The sequence below is a fragment of the Staphylococcus sp. IVB6214 genome (assembly GCF_025558585.1).
GTDB lineage: Bacteria > Bacillota > Bacilli > Staphylococcales > Staphylococcaceae > Staphylococcus.
On sequence record NZ_CP094723.1, the window covers coordinates 559,705 to 575,634 of the forward strand.

General features: G+C 37.3%; 18 protein-coding genes. 9 read left to right on the plus strand and 9 right to left on the minus strand.

Annotated features, from left to right (window positions below):
• The first annotated feature begins 169 nt into the window (after nucleotides 1–169).
• Both MUA51_RS02740 and MUA51_RS02745 read left to right on the plus strand, forming a co-directional pair.
• Complete coding sequence (locus tag MUA51_RS02740; RefSeq protein WP_262560351.1) at nucleotides 170–1,483, plus strand: Na+/H+ antiporter family protein; 1,314 nt, start codon at nucleotides 170–172, stop codon at nucleotides 1,481–1,483.
• Between the two features lie 24 nt (nucleotides 1,484–1,507).
• Complete coding sequence (locus tag MUA51_RS02745) at nucleotides 1,508–1,885, plus strand: PaaI family thioesterase (protein WP_262560352.1); 378 nt, start codon at nucleotides 1,508–1,510, stop codon at nucleotides 1,883–1,885.
• A 307-nt stretch (nucleotides 1,886–2,192) separates the two neighbouring features.
• Here the strand turns inward: MUA51_RS02745 and MUA51_RS02750 are convergent, their stop codons facing one another.
• From MUA51_RS02750 to kapB, 8 genes are all read right to left on the minus strand, one after another.
• On the minus strand, nucleotides 2,193–2,549 hold the full coding sequence (locus tag MUA51_RS02750; protein WP_262560353.1) for a Na+/H+ antiporter subunit G1: 357 nt from the start codon (nucleotides 2,547–2,549) through the stop codon (nucleotides 2,193–2,195).
• A complete protein-coding gene (locus tag MUA51_RS02755) occupies nucleotides 2,527–2,820 on the minus strand; it encodes a Na(+)/H(+) antiporter subunit F1 (RefSeq protein ID WP_262560855.1) in 294 nt (97 codons plus the stop codon). Before MUA51_RS02755 ends, MUA51_RS02750 begins: the two co-directional genes overlap by 23 nt.
• A complete protein-coding gene (locus tag MUA51_RS02760; protein WP_262560354.1) occupies nucleotides 2,810–3,298 on the minus strand; it encodes a Na+/H+ antiporter subunit E in 489 nt (162 codons plus the stop codon). Before MUA51_RS02760 ends, MUA51_RS02755 begins: the two co-directional genes overlap by 11 nt.
• Nucleotide 3,299: 1 nt before the next feature.
• Nucleotides 3,300–4,799, minus strand: a complete 1,500-nt coding sequence (locus MUA51_RS02765) for a Na+/H+ antiporter subunit D (RefSeq protein WP_262560856.1) — start codon at nucleotides 4,797–4,799, stop codon at nucleotides 3,300–3,302.
• Complete coding sequence (gene mnhC1 / locus MUA51_RS02770; protein WP_095115882.1) at nucleotides 4,789–5,136, minus strand: Na+/H+ antiporter Mnh1 subunit C; 348 nt, start codon at nucleotides 5,134–5,136, stop codon at nucleotides 4,789–4,791. Before mnhC1 ends, MUA51_RS02765 begins: the two co-directional genes overlap by 11 nt.
• Nucleotides 5,136–5,582, minus strand: coding sequence for a Na(+)/H(+) antiporter subunit B (locus MUA51_RS02775; protein ID WP_276580951.1), 447 nt, complete (start codon nucleotides 5,580–5,582; stop codon nucleotides 5,136–5,138). The genes mnhC1 and MUA51_RS02775 overlap by 1 nt, the downstream gene beginning before the upstream one ends.
• Nucleotides 5,545–7,962 (minus strand): Na+/H+ antiporter subunit A, encoded by a 2,418-nt coding sequence (locus MUA51_RS02780; RefSeq protein WP_262560356.1) that lies wholly within the window; start codon nucleotides 7,960–7,962, stop codon nucleotides 5,545–5,547. Before MUA51_RS02780 ends, MUA51_RS02775 begins: the two co-directional genes overlap by 38 nt.
• A gap of 129 nt (nucleotides 7,963–8,091) precedes the next feature.
• The gene (gene kapB, locus MUA51_RS02785) at nucleotides 8,092–8,472 is read right to left on the minus strand and encodes a sporulation phosphorelay system protein KapB (RefSeq protein ID WP_262560357.1); all 381 of its coding nucleotides are present in this window, start codon (nucleotides 8,470–8,472) and stop codon (nucleotides 8,092–8,094) included.
• A gap of 72 nt (nucleotides 8,473–8,544) precedes the next feature.
• Here kapB and MUA51_RS02790 point away from each other — a divergent pair, with 72 nt between their 5' ends.
• The 4 genes from MUA51_RS02790 to MUA51_RS02805 all read left to right on the plus strand — a co-directional run bounded on the left by MUA51_RS02790 (nucleotide 8,545) and on the right by MUA51_RS02805 (nucleotide 10,509).
• Nucleotides 8,545–9,138: a peptidylprolyl isomerase gene (locus MUA51_RS02790; protein WP_262560358.1), complete on the plus strand. Its 594-nt coding sequence runs from the start codon at nucleotides 8,545–8,547 to the stop codon at nucleotides 9,136–9,138.
• A gap of 22 nt (nucleotides 9,139–9,160) precedes the next feature.
• On the plus strand, nucleotides 9,161–9,415 hold the full coding sequence (locus MUA51_RS02795) for a DUF1871 family protein (RefSeq protein WP_262560359.1): 255 nt from the start codon (nucleotides 9,161–9,163) through the stop codon (nucleotides 9,413–9,415).
• Nucleotides 9,416–9,558: 143 nt separating this feature from the next.
• On the plus strand, nucleotides 9,559–9,990 hold the full coding sequence (locus MUA51_RS02800) for a MarR family winged helix-turn-helix transcriptional regulator (RefSeq protein WP_262560360.1): 432 nt from the start codon (nucleotides 9,559–9,561) through the stop codon (nucleotides 9,988–9,990).
• Between the two features lie 138 nt (nucleotides 9,991–10,128).
• Nucleotides 10,129–10,509 (plus strand): hypothetical protein, encoded by a 381-nt coding sequence (locus MUA51_RS02805; RefSeq protein WP_262560361.1) that lies wholly within the window; start codon nucleotides 10,129–10,131, stop codon nucleotides 10,507–10,509.
• 104 nt (nucleotides 10,510–10,613) lie between these two features.
• Here the strand turns inward: MUA51_RS02805 and ygs are convergent, their stop codons facing one another.
• On the minus strand, nucleotides 10,614–11,003 hold the full coding sequence (gene ygs / locus MUA51_RS02810; RefSeq protein ID WP_481906512.1) for a S1 domain-containing post-transcriptional regulator Ygs: 390 nt from the start codon (nucleotides 11,001–11,003) through the stop codon (nucleotides 10,614–10,616).
• Nucleotides 11,004–11,612: 609 nt separating this feature from the next.
• On the opposite strand from ygs, the gene pruA reads away from it, so the two are divergent.
• The 3 genes from pruA (at nucleotide 11,613) to MUA51_RS02825 (ending at nucleotide 15,929) form a co-directional block, all read left to right on the plus strand.
• A complete protein-coding gene (gene pruA, locus MUA51_RS02815; RefSeq protein ID WP_095115900.1) occupies nucleotides 11,613–13,157 on the plus strand; it encodes an L-glutamate gamma-semialdehyde dehydrogenase in 1,545 nt (514 codons plus the stop codon).
• Between the two features lie 221 nt (nucleotides 13,158–13,378).
• Complete coding sequence (locus tag MUA51_RS02820; protein ID WP_262560362.1) at nucleotides 13,379–14,581, plus strand: ornithine--oxo-acid transaminase; 1,203 nt, start codon at nucleotides 13,379–13,381, stop codon at nucleotides 14,579–14,581.
• A 103-nt stretch (nucleotides 14,582–14,684) separates the two neighbouring features.
• A complete protein-coding gene (locus MUA51_RS02825; RefSeq protein WP_262560363.1) occupies nucleotides 14,685–15,929 on the plus strand; it encodes a Glu/Leu/Phe/Val family dehydrogenase in 1,245 nt (414 codons plus the stop codon).
• The last annotated feature ends 1 nt before the right edge of the window (nucleotide 15,930 follow it).

Here is a 15,930-nt window from a genome sequence, read left to right on the forward strand (position 1 = left end):
GCTAAAAGGACGAGTGAAATCTTTGGAAAATAAAGATGACGGCTCGTTCTTTTTCATATAGAATATGTTTTTGTACAATTTTGAAAAGACATATTGACTTAGGATATGACAATTGTTATATTGTATAGACAATACTTTAATTTGGTAGCGAACTAAAGGGGTGGGTGGAATGAATGCTGTATTAATCGCAGTATTATTAATGATTGTTTTATGTTTATGTCGACTCAATGTCGTCATCAGTTTATTTATTAGTGCACTTGTAGGTGGCTTAGTATCAGGGCTATCGTTAGCAAATACAATTTCAGTGTTTACAGCAAATATTGTAGACGGAGCAGAAGTCGCACTTAGTTATGCTTTATTAGGTGGCTTTGCGGCACTGATTTCATATAGTGGTATTACAGACTATCTCGTACAAAAGGTCATTCGTGCGATTCGTGCAGAAGATACGAAAGTTTCTCGTATTAAAGTTAAAAGTGTGATTATTATCAGTTTACTTGCATTAAGTGTGATGAGCCAAAACCTCATCCCTGTGCATATTGCATTTATTCCGATTGTTATCCCACCGTTACTTAGCTTATTTAATGAATTGAAAATGGATCGTCGTTTGATTGCCATCATTATTGGCTTCGGTCTGTGTTTTCCATATGTATTACTTCCGTTTGGATTTGGACACATCTTCCATGAAATCATTCAAAAAGGATTTGAAAAAGCGAATCACTCAATTGAGTTTTCAATGATTTGGAAAGCAATGTTGATTCCAGCTAGTGGTTATATTATCGGTTTAGTTCTAGCTATGTTCTACTATCGTAAGCCACGAGAATACAAAATGATTCAAATGAATGAAGATGAAAATACAACAGAATTAAAACCTTACGTTCTTGTTGTGACAGTTATCGCCATTTTGGCAACATTCATTGTGCAAACAACAACCGACTCAATGATATTCGGGGCGTTAGCGGGTGTGCTCGTCTTCTTCCTATCAGGTGCATATGGATGGAAAAACTTAGATGATCAATTTGTTGATGGAATTAAAATTATGGCCTATATTGGTGTCGTCATCTTAACGGCAAATGGCTTTGCAGGCGTGATGAATGAAACAGGTGATGTACAAAAGCTTGTTGAAGGACTTACAACTATTGCCGGCGACAATAAATTTATTAGTATCGTTTTAATGTATGTAATAGGGTTGATTGTGACGTTAGGTATCGGTTCATCTTTCGCAACAATCCCAATTATTTCAGCTTTATTTATTCCGTTCGGTGAATCAATTGGTTTAAGCACGATGGCTTTAATCGCTTTAATCGGAACAGCTAGTGCATTGGGTGACTCTGGATCACCAGCCAGTGATTCAACACTAGGGCCGACAGCAGGATTAAATATAGACGGTCAACATGATCACATTCGAGATACGTGTGTCCCTAACTTCGTATTTTATAATATCCCACTGATCGTGATGGGAACAATCGCAGCACTTGTATTATAATACAAGTGAAGGTAGGGATGAGAGATGACTAACTTATTAGAGTTATTAGAAATGGAAGTACTCGAACAGCGAGAGGGTTACATCAAGATGTCAATGCCAGTCAAAGATCAAGTGAAACAGCCATACGGTTATTTACATGGTGGAGCAACGATGGCATTAGGTGAGACGGCGTGTTCGATTGGTTCAGCGAATCTTGTCGATACGACGAAAGAAGTTCCTGTTGGATTAGAAATGAATACGAACCATATCAAGTCAGCAACAGATGGTTTTCTTTATGCAGAAGCCAATCTTTTACATCAAGGACAAACAACACATGTATGGGATATTCGTATGATGGATGATCAGAAACGTTTAATCAGTGTGATGCGCGGGACGATTTTGATTAAGAAACTCAATAAATAGAACACACAAAAAATGGAATAGCGATAAGCTGTTCCTTTTTCTTTTGATCAGGTAGATTTGTTTATTATATATTAGGCTAAAAAATAACAAGTGAGCTATTCGATAGTTGCAACTTACAACACGAGAAAAGAATTTGTCATAACAATTATTAATTATGTATATCAATTTAATAAAGAAAAATAATATATCATCAATTAAAACGGTAAAATTTTTTAGTTTTCGATAGGATAAAATGCTGTATTATGTGAATAAAGCAAGAAACATAAGATAGCAAAAAAACGTACAACCTCGTAGGCTGTACGTTTTTTTATAGTTTCATTCCTTTAAGGTCTTCTTTGACCTCATCCAATTTTAATCGTTTGGAAGCAGGTGTTTTAAGATTATAAGCAGCTTTCAGTACCATGTGGCTGGCGATAGGCCCCGTAATGAATACGAACACAATTCCAATCAACAGATGGAAGTTCACATAGCTTTCTTTACCGATAAAGTAAATAAATGTACCAGTGAGCAACAACATTGTACCAAGTGTTGCTGCTTTTCCTGCTGCGTGTGCACGAGAATAGACATCGTCTAAACGCAACATACCAATTGCGGCAAGTGCACTGAACAATGCACCAGTCATAACAAGGATAAGGCCAATACTAATCACGATTGTTTCTGTCATGTTCGATCACCTCTCCTTTATCCATGAATTTCGCAAAGACTGCTGTTCCTAAAAAGGCAAGGATCCCAATCAATAAGATCGCAACGATCATATATCGTGTCCCTAAAATAATTGAGAACAGACCGATGACGGCCATTAATTGGATACCGATAGCATCTAGTGCGACAACACGATCAGGCAACGAAGGCCCGATGATGACACGTACAAGGATGGCTAAGATAGAGAGTACGACAATGACAAGTGCAATAATTATAAAAATATCATAGTTCATCATATTCACCGACCTCTCTCACTGCTTTTTCAAGGGATCCTTTAATTGCAGCGACTTCTTCTTCCTTCGTCGAAAAATCTAAACAATGAATGTACAGACGTTTCATATCATCGTTGACACCAATAACAACAGTTCCTGGAGTCAAAGTGATCAAGTTAGAAAGTAATGCGACTTCCCATTTATGTTTCAAGTCTGTTTCATAGACAAAAAATGCTGATTCGTTTTTGATTTGAGGTTGAAGAATAATACGCAATACGCCAATATTCGCCTTAATGAGTTCTGAGATAAAAACGAAGACGAGCTTGATTACGTTGTAAAGTGTGATGACGTAAAAGCGACCTGGTAGTAGTTTCCGCATGAGAAAGACAAGCCCCATTGCGAATAAGTAACCAAGTACGAATGAGTTCATCGTGTAGCTACCTGATAGAAATAACCAAAAGATAGCAAGTGCTAAGTTGACAACGATTTGTACTGCCATATTATTTCACCTCCAATACGCTATTGATGTACGTTTCTGGTTGATAGAATGACTTCGCTGCTTCAGCAACAATCGGATAAAGTTCGCCTGCAAATAATCCGAATGCAACTGTAATCACAACTGCTAGGATTGATACAGCAAGTAACCCTCTGTGATGCAGGTGAGGGTTATAAATATAACCGTAACTCTTACCGAAAAAGCCTTTTAAGAAGATATTAATCACTGAGTATAGAACAACAAGGCTCGATAACAACACGATAATACCACTGACATAAAAGCCTTGTTCAAACGTCGCTTGGACGATGTATAGCTTGCCATAGAAACCACTGAATGGTGGAATACCGGCTAAACTTAATGCAGCAATAAAGAACGTCCACCCGAGTACTGGATAGTGGTGGATTAACCCACCAAAGTCACGTAAATCGGTTGTTTTAGTAATCTTATACATAATCCCAATTAAGAAGAACAGTGCAGCTTTTACAAGCATGTCATGAAGCGTGTAGTAGATGGCCCCTACGATACCTGCTTCATTCATCATTGCCACACCGACAAGAATGACACCCACCGCAATCATGATGTTGTATAAAATGATGCGTTTTGTGTCTCTAAAACCAACGGCTCCTACACAGCCAAAAATAATTGTTAATAAGGCGAGTGCAAGAATCGTGTAGTGAGAGAATGTCAATGTGTCATGGAAGAACAAGCTCATTGTACGTGCGATTGCATAGACACCAACTTTTGTAAGTAATGCCCCGAAGAATGCGATAATCGCAAACGGTGGTGCATAATACGCCCCTGGCAACCAAACGTACATTGGGAATGCACCGGCTTTTGTTGCAAAAACAAAAATAAATAAAATAAAGACGATGCTTACAAGTCCAGGATGTGATTGATAGACTTCGTTCAATTTGACACTAATATCTGCCATATTTAACGTTCCAACGACTGAATATAAAATACCAACAGCCATGACGAAAAATGCAGATGAAACAACGTTAACGAGTAAGTATTTGACACTTTCTTGAAGCTGAATCTTCGTTCCGCCAATCACCATCAATCCATATGAAGCCATTAAGAAGACTTCGAAAAAGACGAACAAGTTAAAGATGTCGCCTGTAATAAAAGCACCATTAATACCTGTCAACATGAACATAACCGTAAAGTAATAGTAATACGTTTCACGGTGTAGTCCGATAGATTGATATGAGAATAAAATGATTAATAGTGTAATAATCACACTGGTTGTTACAAGTAAAGCACTGAACAGGTCGAGTACAAACACAATACTGTATGGTGCTTTCCATGAACCGAGTTCCAATACAATCGGGTGTCCAGCATGCCATACATTGTATAAATTCAACAAAGCAAAACCTAATGTTACAAGTGTACCTGTTAATGCAACATATCGCTTAATGTAAGGTCGTAATCCGATAAAAATTAATAATATTGCTGTAATAACTGGCACGGCGAGTACCATGACAAGTAAGTTCTCATTCATCATCATCTTGTGGTACCCCCTTCATACGTTCTACGTTATCTGTGCCAAGTTCTTTATAACTTCTAAAGGCTAATACTAAGAAGAATGCAGTGACAGCAAATGAAATAACGATTGCTGTTAAAATCAAAGCTTGTGGGATAGGATCGACATAATTACTTACGCCTTTTTCATAAATAGGGACGCGACCTGTCTTCAATCCACCCATAGTTAGAATAAATAAGTTTGCGGCATGAGATAGCAAAGCGGTTCCAATAATAATTCTGATGAGACTTTTAGACAGAATGAGGTAAACACTAATAGAAGTTAAGAAGCCACAAACAAAGATCAATACTATTTCCATTACTCATTCTCTCCAATCGTTAGAATTATTGTCATGACAGTTCCCACAACTGCGAATAACACCCCTGTATCAAATATAACGGCTGTGTGCAGGTGCATCGGTGCTAATAGGGGAAGGGGAATGTCAACAGACGTATGTGTAAAGAAGTTTTTACCGTATGTCCAACTTAACATTGGTGCAATAACACAAAACGTCAAACCGAGTGCGATTAACTTTTTAAAATCCCAAGGGAAAACTTTACGTAGCGTCTTCACATCGAAAGCCACAGCTATGATGACGAGTGAACTCGAGACGAGAAGGCCACCGATAAAGCCACCACCAGGAGTATAATGACCGGCTAAGAAAAGTGAGAAACCGAACATCATGATTAAGAAAAAGATAATCAGCGCTGAATATTGAGATATCAAATCATTTTTTTGCCTGTTCAATTTTCTCCACCCTTTCATAACCATTTTTGTGTTTCGCACGTAATTTAATCAACGTGTAAATACCCATTCCTGCGATACCGAGCACTGAAGACTCAAATAGTGTATCCATACCACGGAAGTCAACGAGTATAACGTTAACCATATTTTTACCTTCTGCTAGGTCATATACGTGTTCTTTGTAGAAATGACTGATTGATTCGAAGTGACGGTTGCCGTATGCAATCAATCCTAAAATTGTTACAACAGTTCCGACACCAATTGAAATTAAAACATTCCCCACTTTATATGATGTCGTTTCGTTATAACGACTCATATTTGGTAAGTGGTAGAAACATAATAAGAACAATGCAGTTGAGATTGTTTCAACGACGAATTGTGTCAATGCCAAGTCAGGTGCATTGAAGAAGATGAAGAAGATTGCCATTGAGTAGCCAACCGCACTTAACATGATGATACTGAACAAACGAGAGCGCGCAAACATAATCATGGTTGCTGCAACAATAATCGTAATCACTGAAATCATTTCATAGAGACGTACCGGTGAGACTTTCACAAAATCGAGTGAGAACGGTACAAAGATGAGTGTCACAAATGTAATAGCAATCATCGTAAAGAAAATAATGACAAGATTATTACGGATAAAGCCCGTCATATACGTGCGTGTGATTTGTGTTGCATAGTATGGTGTATAACGACCTGTTTGATCATACCAATGATTTAAAGTAATCGATGTTGGTAATTTGCGTAATACAGGCACCCATTTGTTGAATGTCAGTAATAGAACCGCACCGACGATATAGATAAGTAATGTAGCAAAAAATGCTGGTGTAAAACCGTGCCACATATGAAATTCTGCATGTACTGTATCGACATTTGCAATAGCTTTCGCTGCCGGTTCTACAAATGGTGCAGATACTAGACTAGGGAATAAACCAATTGCGATAACTAAAGTAGCTAAGATAGTTGGTGATACATTCATTAAAATCGATGCTTCATGTGCTTTATGTGGTAACTTGTCAGGCGTATATTCTCCAAGGAAGATTTCAGAGATAAACTTAAATGAATAGACGAACGTAAACATACTCCCCACAATCGCAACGATTGGTAACAATAAACCAACTGAACTTAGATTAAAAATACCTGATTCAGTAACAGTAATCATTGATTCTAAAAATTGTTCTTTTGATAAGAAACCATTAAATGGTGGAACACCTGCCATACTGAGTGATGTGATAATTGATAATGTAAATGAAATAGGCATTACTGTCATAAGACCGCCTAATTTTTTAATATCACGTGTTCCTGTCGCATGGTCAACCGCACCAGTAATCATGAATAATGCCCCTTTGAAAGTGGCATGGTTAATTAAATGGAATACTGCTGCACTAAAAGCTGCGACATAAAGTTGACTATCTGCACCCTCAAAGTGATAACTTACAGCCCCTATACCGAGCATAGACATGATCATACCGAGTTGTGAAACGGTTGAAAATGCGAGAATGCCTTTTAAGTCTTGTTGTTTTGTCGCATTGAGCGAGCCCCAGAAAAGTGTTACGAGACCAAATGCTGTAACTGTCCAAATCCATCCTTGTGATACTGCAAAAATAGGTGTTAAGCGTGCAATTAAATAGATACCCGCTTTAACCATCGTTGCTGAGTGAAGGTAAGCACTGACTGGTGTTGGTGCTTCCATTGCATCAGGTAACCAAATGTAAAATGGAAACTGTGCAGATTTTGTCATCGCACCAAGGATAATAAATACCATTGCGAGTACGAAGAAAGGCGATGATTGAATGTCAGAAACTTGTGTGATGATTTCACGAATACGCCAAGTTCCTGATGCTTGATGCAATAGGATAAACCCACCGAGTAATGATAATCCACCGAAAACAGTAATCATCATTGATTTCATTGCACCGTACAATGACTTTTCTTTGTGGCGCCAGAATGAGATGAGCAAGAAACTAGAAAATGATGTCAACTCCCAGAAAAAGTATAAAACTAAGAGGTTATCTGAAAGAACGACACCTAGCATCGCACTCATAAAAATCAAAAGGTAACAATAGAAGTTACCAAGTTGCTCTTTTTCGCTAAGATAGCTGATAGAGTAGAGCACGACGAGACTACCAATACCAGTTATTAACAAACTGAATAAAAGGCCGAGCCCATCTACATAAATGTCAAAGTTCATACCGATTTGTGGCATCCATGCAGCGGACTGTTCTGTATATTGTCCGGACATAGTAGGTTTGATATACGATAAAAAGTATATAAACAACACAAAAGGAATCGGTAACACAAACCATCCCAAATGGATCCGCTTATAGAAGCGATACAAGACAGGGATGAGTAGTGCAGATATCAGCGGTAACAGCACCGCAATATGTAACCAACTCATAAATTGTCCTCCTTAAAAAATAATACGATATGCTTATTATACATGATTATGAATAGTGTGAAAAACATGACAGGTCGCATATACTTGCATGTTTCCGTTGCTTTTAAATAAGAAGAAAGACAGAAAATATTATTTAAAATCAACTTTGTATTGTCGTGTATAATCAACTTTTAAATTATTCAGACATTGTAACGCCGCACGTGAATAAGCTGTATTAGATTCTTGTAGATCACTTTCTAACTTTGTCAATGCTTGTTGAAGTGAAACAGTATAGTCTTGTACTTCTCCTTCAAACGGCTTTAATTTACTTTGTGTTGTGAAACGTTTCTCATATAGGCTTAATGCCTTGCGCTCATGGAAGAATACGCCTTCTACTTCATTTGGGCTGTGTAAATCCCCTTGTTTAGGATGTTTGATGACTTGAACGACCTTGACTAATACTTGGTCATTTGTATCATCGACTACCTCCACAGCATAAACACCAGATTTATGTGCAAAACGATAAAGCATGTTAATTCCATCCTTTCTTAAATATGTTAAAATATAGAGTATATTTAATTTTATCATGAATGGAGCATTAAAATGACAAACTATCCACAATTAACGAAAGAAATACAAGATAACGAAGTTAAAGTAGTTATGCATACAAATAAAGGGGATATGACTTTAAAGCTATTCCCAGATATCGCACCAAAAACGGTAAAAAACTTCGTTGAGCTTTCTAAAAAAGGCTACTACGATGGTATTACATTCCACCGTGTTATCAATGATTTTATGATTCAAGGTGGCGACCCAACTGCAACAGGTATGGGCGGTGAAAGCATCTATGGTGGACCATTTGAAGATGAATTTTCAATGCAAGCTTTTAACATCTATGGTGCATTATCAATGGCGAACGCTGGTCCTGGTACGAATGGATCACAATTCTTTATCGTACAAATGAAAGATATTCCAGCACAAATGGCAGATCAATTAGAAGATGGTGGTTGGCCTAAAGAGATTGCTGAAGTATATCGTGAAAAAGGTGGTACACCTTGGTTAGATCAAAAACACACAGTTTTTGGTCAACTGATTGAAGGGGAAGACACATTAGAAGATATCGCAAGCGTTAAAGTTGGGCCACAAGACAAACCAATGTATGACGTTGTGATTGAATCAATCGATATCGAAGAATAAGAATTGATAAGGAGTATGCATCATGTCAAACAATGAATTGAATATTCACTTATATCAACTATTGGCGGCTTGGAACCCGATGAATTTTGATGATCCGACAATGGGGGATGCAGAAGTTTATGAAATGATGGATGCCGTGCATCACTATGGTGAACCGACTGAAATTGCAGATGCTTTTCAGCAAATCTTTCAGTTTTCATTTGAAGTGACACTTCCAAAAGATGCATGCTTACAAAAAGAAGAGAAGCGGTGCAATTACAACAATCATGTGAAGTAATTTAAGATTAGCCTCAGACATAATCAAGTGTCTGGGGCTATATATTATAGTTCAGGGTCATATTTAATCGCAGTGATTGACTTTAATTTTTAACCAAACTATAATTACCTCGAAATTGAAATAATAGTAAGTTAGGTGAAAATGTGGATAGAGTAGCAGCATCATTAAAAGCCTTTGTAGGTATTAAACGCACTAATGATACACTGGACAGTATTGTCAAACAAGATGTGAAGAACTATGGTTTAAATGTGACTGAATTTGCAGTTATGGAACTTTTGTATCACAAAGGTGATCAACCGATTCAAAAAGTTAAAGAGCGTATACTCATTGCTAGCAGTAGTACGACATATGTGATTGATCAACTTGTTAAGAAAGGTTATGTCATTCGTCGACAAAATCCAAAAGATAAACGCATAACATATGCAGTTTTAACAGAAACAGGGTACGAGTTAATGAATCAAACTTTTCCACAACACGCGCAAACGATTGAAAAAGCTTTTTCTAATCTAAGTGATGAAGAATTGACCGTGTTGAGAACAGCTTTAAAAAAATTGAATACACATACTATTAAGTAGATGCGCATCAATTTTTGAGAAACTATCTCTCTTAATTGAGATAAAAACGAAGAAAAACAGTTTGTGTATAGCGGGACAACATCTTTTGCGTTTATTTCTTGTGAGAGCTTGTTAAATCAAATAATGGGGAGAGGTCATATGCTAACGGATAATGAAAGCTTTCGATTACTTTATCAATCAATTAAAGAATTATCAGATCGTATCAATGATGACCCTATGGAAACAAATTCAATTAGTTTATTACTGTTGGATTTTGACTTTGAACATGAAGTGTTTGATGCATTGTTCCTGGCATTTTTGAAATATGTAGACAAAGTGAAGATAGAAGAAGTGAAGCATGATGAACTCTTAAATATTATAGATGACACAATTCCTGAAGATAGAACATTAAATACATTTGTAAAAAATAAGATTATCATTGGTTTTGCGAATAATTATTTCCCGGAATTACAAGTTTTAGCAAGTAAAATCAAATCTGATATGCGATTTTCGATGGTGCAGGAGTTACAAGATAACTAAGGAAGCAATTTGGGAAAGTTGAAATGTCATATGATGTCGCTCATCGTTGGCATAAAATAAGCCTAGGTGCCGCTCATTGGCATCTAGGCTCTTTATGTACGTGTTTACTTAGATGAATCTTCAATTCGGTTCATAGATTGTTCCACCCAAGTTGGCAACCGTTCTGCTAAAGATTGAAACCCATATTTCTCAGTTTCTTTAATCTCATCCAATACTGAACGTTTCACTTTTTTACGTTCATAATTCTTAAAATAATCATTGTCTCTCAGTGATAGGTTTAACTTACCAGTCTCATCTATTGAAATAATCTTTGCTTTGACGATTTGACCGGGGGCTAAAATCTTCTTTAAATTATGGACATAATCATCCATGACCTCAGATATATGAATCAAGCCTTCAGTATTGTCAGGGGTTTCAACAAAAGCGCCGTAGGGTTGAATACCAGTCACACGCACCTTGATATGTTGACCGACACGATACTGTTTCTTCAACATGCATAACCCCTTATATGATTAAAATTTAACATATTTATAATAGCATATTTCTGAAAATTATCCTAATTATAGGACATATAATTTGAAATAAAAACTTAGTGCAATGGTGCATCATCCAAGCCTTTAAGATAGAGGGTTTAAATCCAAATAAATGATGTTCTGCCTAATTTGCTGAGCCGATTGTCAATAGATTTTCTGCAATCGCTGTGGGATCAAAATGAATAAAAAAAGTTTTAAGCAAAAAGGGTTATACAAACGTCTGTCTATAAAAGCTAAAGATCAATTTTTTATAAATCTCTCAATCCTAATCGAAAGTTACTTCGTTATAAATGATCAATGATATGCAGATAAAAAGTACGGAAAATGTTTTTTCAAAAATAAGGTCACTAATAGTTGAATTTTGTCTAAATTATGGCTATAATGCTTGTAAATGAAAGCGCTTTTATATGATGGTTATAATCATGGAAGCAAGGATTTTGATTGACATAAAACGATGGTTAAAATAATTTGTTAAGATTATTCTGTAAAGACTGAATATTCTTTTACAAACAAACATTAAATATGTCATGATAAGTGTATAGCTTTCTTAAAAACAAAGGAGGATTTTGAATGATTCCATATAAACATGAACCATTTACAGATTTCACAAAAGAGGAGAACCGTACTGCCTATTATCGTGCTCTTGAAAAAGTGGAAAGTGAGTTAGGCAAAACGTATCCACTTATTATTGGTGGGGAACGCGTATACACAGACGATACGACACGTGTGTATAACCCATCAAACAGAGAAGAAACAATTGGTTATGTTTCTAAAGCATCAAGAGAGCATGCTGAACAAGCATTAGAAGCGGCAAAAGAAGCGTTTAAAACATGGAGAAATGTTGATCCAAAGGTACGTGCGAATGTATTATTCCGTGCGGCTGCAATCACTAGAAAACGCAAGCATGAGTTTTCGGCATTATTATCTAAAGAAGGCGGTAAGCCTTGGAAAGAAGCAGATGCGGATACAGCAGAAGCAATCGACTTCATGGAATATTATGGTCGCCAAATGCTTGAATTGAAAGATGGCAAACAAGTAAATAGCCGTCCAGGTGAATACAACCAATTCGATTATCTTCCAGTAGGTGTGAGTGTTGTTATCTCACCATGGAACTTTGCATATGCGATTATGGCGGGTACAACGGTTGCTCCAGTTGTAACAGGTAACACAGTATTATTAAAACCATCATCAAACACACCAATTATTTCATATAAATTTATGGAAGTCTTAGAAGAAGCAGGTCTTCCAAAAGGTGTTGTAAACTGGATTCCTGGTTCATCTAGCGAAATTGGTGACTTCTTGATTGAAAACAAAGATGTCGGCTTGATTTCATTCACAGGATCTAAAAATGTCGGTAAAGAAATCATTCAAAAAGCAGCTGTTATTCAAGAAGGTCAAAATCACATCAAACGTGTCATTGCTGAAATGGGTGGTAAAGATGCGCTTGTAGTTGATAGTGAAGCAGATCTTCAAGTTGCGACAGATGCAATTGTATACTCAGCGTTTGGCTTCTCAGGACAAAAATGTTCTGCATGTTCACGTGTTATTGCACACCAAGATATTTATGACGAATTATTAGAACGTGTAAAAGCAGAAACTGAAAAAATCAAAGTAGGTAACGCTTCAGAACCAGATACTTATGTTGGGCCAGTTATTGATCAAAAATCTTTAGACAAAATCAAAAAGTATATTGAAATTGGTAAAGAAGAAGGTCGTCTTGTAACAGGTGGTAACACTGACGAAGAAAAAGGTAACTTTGTACACCCAACTATTTTTGCAGACTTAGATCCAAACTCTCGCATCATGCAAGAAGAAATCTTTGGACCTGTGGTTGGATTCACAAAAGTTAAAGATTTTGATGAAGCAATTCAAGTGGCTAACGATACAGAATATGGTTTAACAGGTGGCGTTATTTCTAACAACAGAATGAAGTTAGAGCAAGCACGTCGTGATTTCATGGTAGGTAACTTATACTTCAACCGTGGTTGTACAGGTGCTGTTGTTGGCTACCAACCATTTGGCGGATTCAAAATGTCAGGTACAGACTCAAAAGCAGGTGGACCAGACTACTTAGTACTTCATATGCAAGGTCGCACAGTTTCTGAACATTTATAAAAAAGGTCAACGGTCTAAGATGAAGTGATTGGCGTTTCGAATGCTGTTCAAAGATGTGACAGTGCGTTTCATGCGACAATAACGAATGTTTTAAACCGATGTTGATGATATGAAATGAGGGTATGTCTTTACAGAATATTTAAAACGAATGAAGACGTTTTTGAGCTGTGAATGATATACCCTACATTTATATAGATTTACAAGTAAAGGGGAGAAGACACGTGACAAACAAATCAGAGTCAATTATTGAGTTAACAAATCATTACGGTGCTCATAACTATTTACCATTGCCAATTGTCATTTCAGAAGCGGAAGGTGTATGGGTAAAAGATCCAGAAGGCAAAAAATATATGGATATGTTAGCTGCTTATTCTGCAGTAAACCAAGGGCATCGTCATCCGAAGATTGTACAAGCACTCAAAGATCAAGCTGACAAAGTAACACTTGTGTCTCGTGCATTTCATAGTGACAACTTAGGGGAATGGTATGAAAAGATTTGTAAACTTTCAGGTAAGGAAAAAGCACTTCCAATGAACACTGGCGCTGAAGCTGTTGAAACAGCCTTAAAGGCAGCACGTCGTTGGGCGTATGAAGTGAAAGGTATTAAGCCGAATGAAGCAGAAATCATTGCGATGGTGGGTAACTTCCATGGTCGTACGATGGCACCAGTCTCCATTTCATCGGAAAAAGAATATCAACGTGGTTACGGTCCATTGTTAGAAGGTTTCCAAAATGTACCATTCGGTGATATCGAAGCTTTAAAAGAAACAATTAATGAAAATACAGCAGCTGTTTTAATTGAACCAATTCAAGGTGAAGCAGGGATTAACATCCCACCAGAAGGGTATTTAAAACAAGTGCGTGAATTGTGTGATGAACATAATGTTCTATTTATTGCGGATGAGATTCAAGCTGGTTTAGGTCGTACAGGTAAGTTGTTTGCGACTGATTGGGATAATGTGAAGCCAGATGTGTATATCTTAGGTAAAGCACTTGGTGGCGGTGTCTTCCCGATTTCTGTTGTATTAGCAGATAAGGAAGTGCTTGATGTCTTCACGCCGGGATCTCACGGATCTACATTTGGCGGAAACCCACTTGCATGTGCGGCATCAATTGCAGCATTGGATGTCATTGTGGATGAAGACTTACCAGGACGTTCACAAGAGCTTGGTGAATATTTCAAAAATGCACTGCTTGAAATTGAGCATCCTTCAATCAAGGAAGTTCGCGGTCGTGGATTATTTATTGGCGTAGAGTTACATGAAAATGCACGTCCATATTGCGAACGCTTGAAAGAAGAAGGGATTTTATGTAAAGAAACGCATGACACAGTGATTCGTTTTGCACCACCATTAGTCATTACTAAAGAAGAGTTAGATTACGCGATTGAAAAAGTGAAAAAGGTCTTTTCACAATCTAAATAATCAACGAGAATCATTATAAATAAAAGACTTTAAAAAAGATTGGCATATGTTACAATACTCATGTAAGCGAAAACAAAAGTAGGAAAAAGAGGCGAGATGGATCATGTCTGAAAAAAATAATCTAGTGACGTCAACGCAAGGTATCATTAAGGAAGCGATGCACAAATTGGGCTTTGATGATGGAATGTATGAGTTAATCAAGGAACCATTAAGATTTTTAACAGTGCGTATTCCAGTAAGAATGGATGATGGAACTGTTAAAACTTTCACAGGGTATCGTGCACAACACAATGATGCTGTTGGACCAACTAAAGGTGGCGTTCGTTTCCACCCGGATGTAGATGAAGAAGAAGTAAAAGCATTGTCTATGTGGATGACGTTAAAATGTGGGATCGTTGACCTTCCATACGGTGGAGGTAAAGGGGGCATTATCTGTGACCCACGTCAAATGAGCATTCATGAAGTAGAACGCTTATCACGTGGTTACGTTCGTGCGATTTCACAAATTGTAGGACCAACGAAAGATATTCCAGCACCAGATGTTTTCACAAACTCTCAAATCATGGCTTGGATGATGGATGAATACAGCCAAATGGATGCATTTAACTCTCCAGGATTTATCACAGGTAAACCAATCGTGTTAGGTGGTTCACAAGGTCGTGACCGCTCAACAGCACTAGGTGTTGTTATTGCAATTGAAGAAGCTGCGAAACGCCGTGGTAAGACAATTAAAGATTCACGTATCGTGATTCAAGGATTTGGTAATGCGGGTAGTTTCTTAGCGAAGTTCTTAAATGATGCAGGTGCTAAGATTGTAGGTATCTCTGATGCTTACGGTGCGTTACATGATCCTGAAGGTTTGGATATCGACTACTTACTAGATCGTCGCGATAGTTTCGGTACAGTAACAAACTTATTCGAAGAAACAATCACAAACAAAGAATTGTTTGAATTGGATTGTGACATTTTAGTACCAGCAGCGATTGCGAACCAAATCACAGCAGATAACGCTGGGGATATTAAAGCAGACATCGTAGTAGAAGCAGCAAATGGACCAACAACGCCAGAAGCGACAAAAATCTTGACTGACCGTGGTATTTTATTAGTACCAGACGTACTTGCGAGTGCGGGTGGTGTAACAGTATCATACTTCGAGTGGGTTCAAAACAATACAGGTTATTACTGGTCTGAAGAGGAAGTAAATGAAAAGTTACGTGAAAAACTTGTAACAGCATTTGATACAATTTACAGCTTAGCAGAAAACCGTAAAATCGATATGCGACTTGCAGCATATATTGTAGGTATTAAACGTACAGCAGAAGCAGCAAGATATCGTGGTTGGGCATAAA

Coding starts and splice junctions, on each gene's coding strand:
- MUA51_RS02740 (WP_262560351.1), top strand. CDS start 170: ATGAATGCTGTATTAATCGCAGTATTATTAATGATTGTTTTATGTTTA.
- MUA51_RS02745 (WP_262560352.1), top strand. CDS start 1,508: ATGACTAACTTATTAGAGTTATTAGAAATGGAAGTACTCGAACAGCGA.
- MUA51_RS02750 (WP_262560353.1), bottom strand. CDS start 2,549: ATGACAGAAACAATCGTGATTAGTATTGGCCTTATCCTTGTTATGACT.
- MUA51_RS02755 (WP_262560855.1), bottom strand. CDS start 2,820: ATGAACTATGATATTTTTATAATTATTGCACTTGTCATTGTCGTACTC.
- MUA51_RS02760 (WP_262560354.1), bottom strand. CDS start 3,298: ATGGCAGTACAAATCGTTGTCAACTTAGCACTTGCTATCTTTTGGTTA.
- MUA51_RS02765 (WP_262560856.1), bottom strand. CDS start 4,799: ATGATGAATGAGAACTTACTTGTCATGGTACTCGCCGTGCCAGTTATT.
- mnhC1 (WP_095115882.1), bottom strand. CDS start 5,136: ATGGAAATAGTATTGATCTTTGTTTGTGGCTTCTTAACTTCTATTAGT.
- MUA51_RS02775 (WP_276580951.1), bottom strand. CDS start 5,582: ATGAAAGGGTGGAGAAAATTGAACAGGCAAAAAAATGATTTGATATCT.
- MUA51_RS02780 (WP_262560356.1), bottom strand. CDS start 7,962: ATGAGTTGGTTACATATTGCGGTGCTGTTACCGCTGATATCTGCACTA.
- kapB (WP_262560357.1), bottom strand. CDS start 8,472: ATGCTTTATCGTTTTGCACATAAATCTGGTGTTTATGCTGTGGAGGTA.
- MUA51_RS02790 (WP_262560358.1), top strand. CDS start 8,545: ATGACAAACTATCCACAATTAACGAAAGAAATACAAGATAACGAAGTT.
- MUA51_RS02795 (WP_262560359.1), top strand. CDS start 9,161: ATGTCAAACAATGAATTGAATATTCACTTATATCAACTATTGGCGGCT.
- MUA51_RS02805 (WP_262560361.1), top strand. CDS start 10,129: ATGCTAACGGATAATGAAAGCTTTCGATTACTTTATCAATCAATTAAA.
- ygs (WP_481906512.1), bottom strand. CDS start 11,003: ATGTTGAAGAAACAGTATCGTGTCGGTCAACATATCAAGGTGCGTGTG.
- pruA (WP_095115900.1), top strand. CDS start 11,613: ATGATTCCATATAAACATGAACCATTTACAGATTTCACAAAAGAGGAG.
- MUA51_RS02825 (WP_262560363.1), top strand. CDS start 14,685: ATGTCTGAAAAAAATAATCTAGTGACGTCAACGCAAGGTATCATTAAG.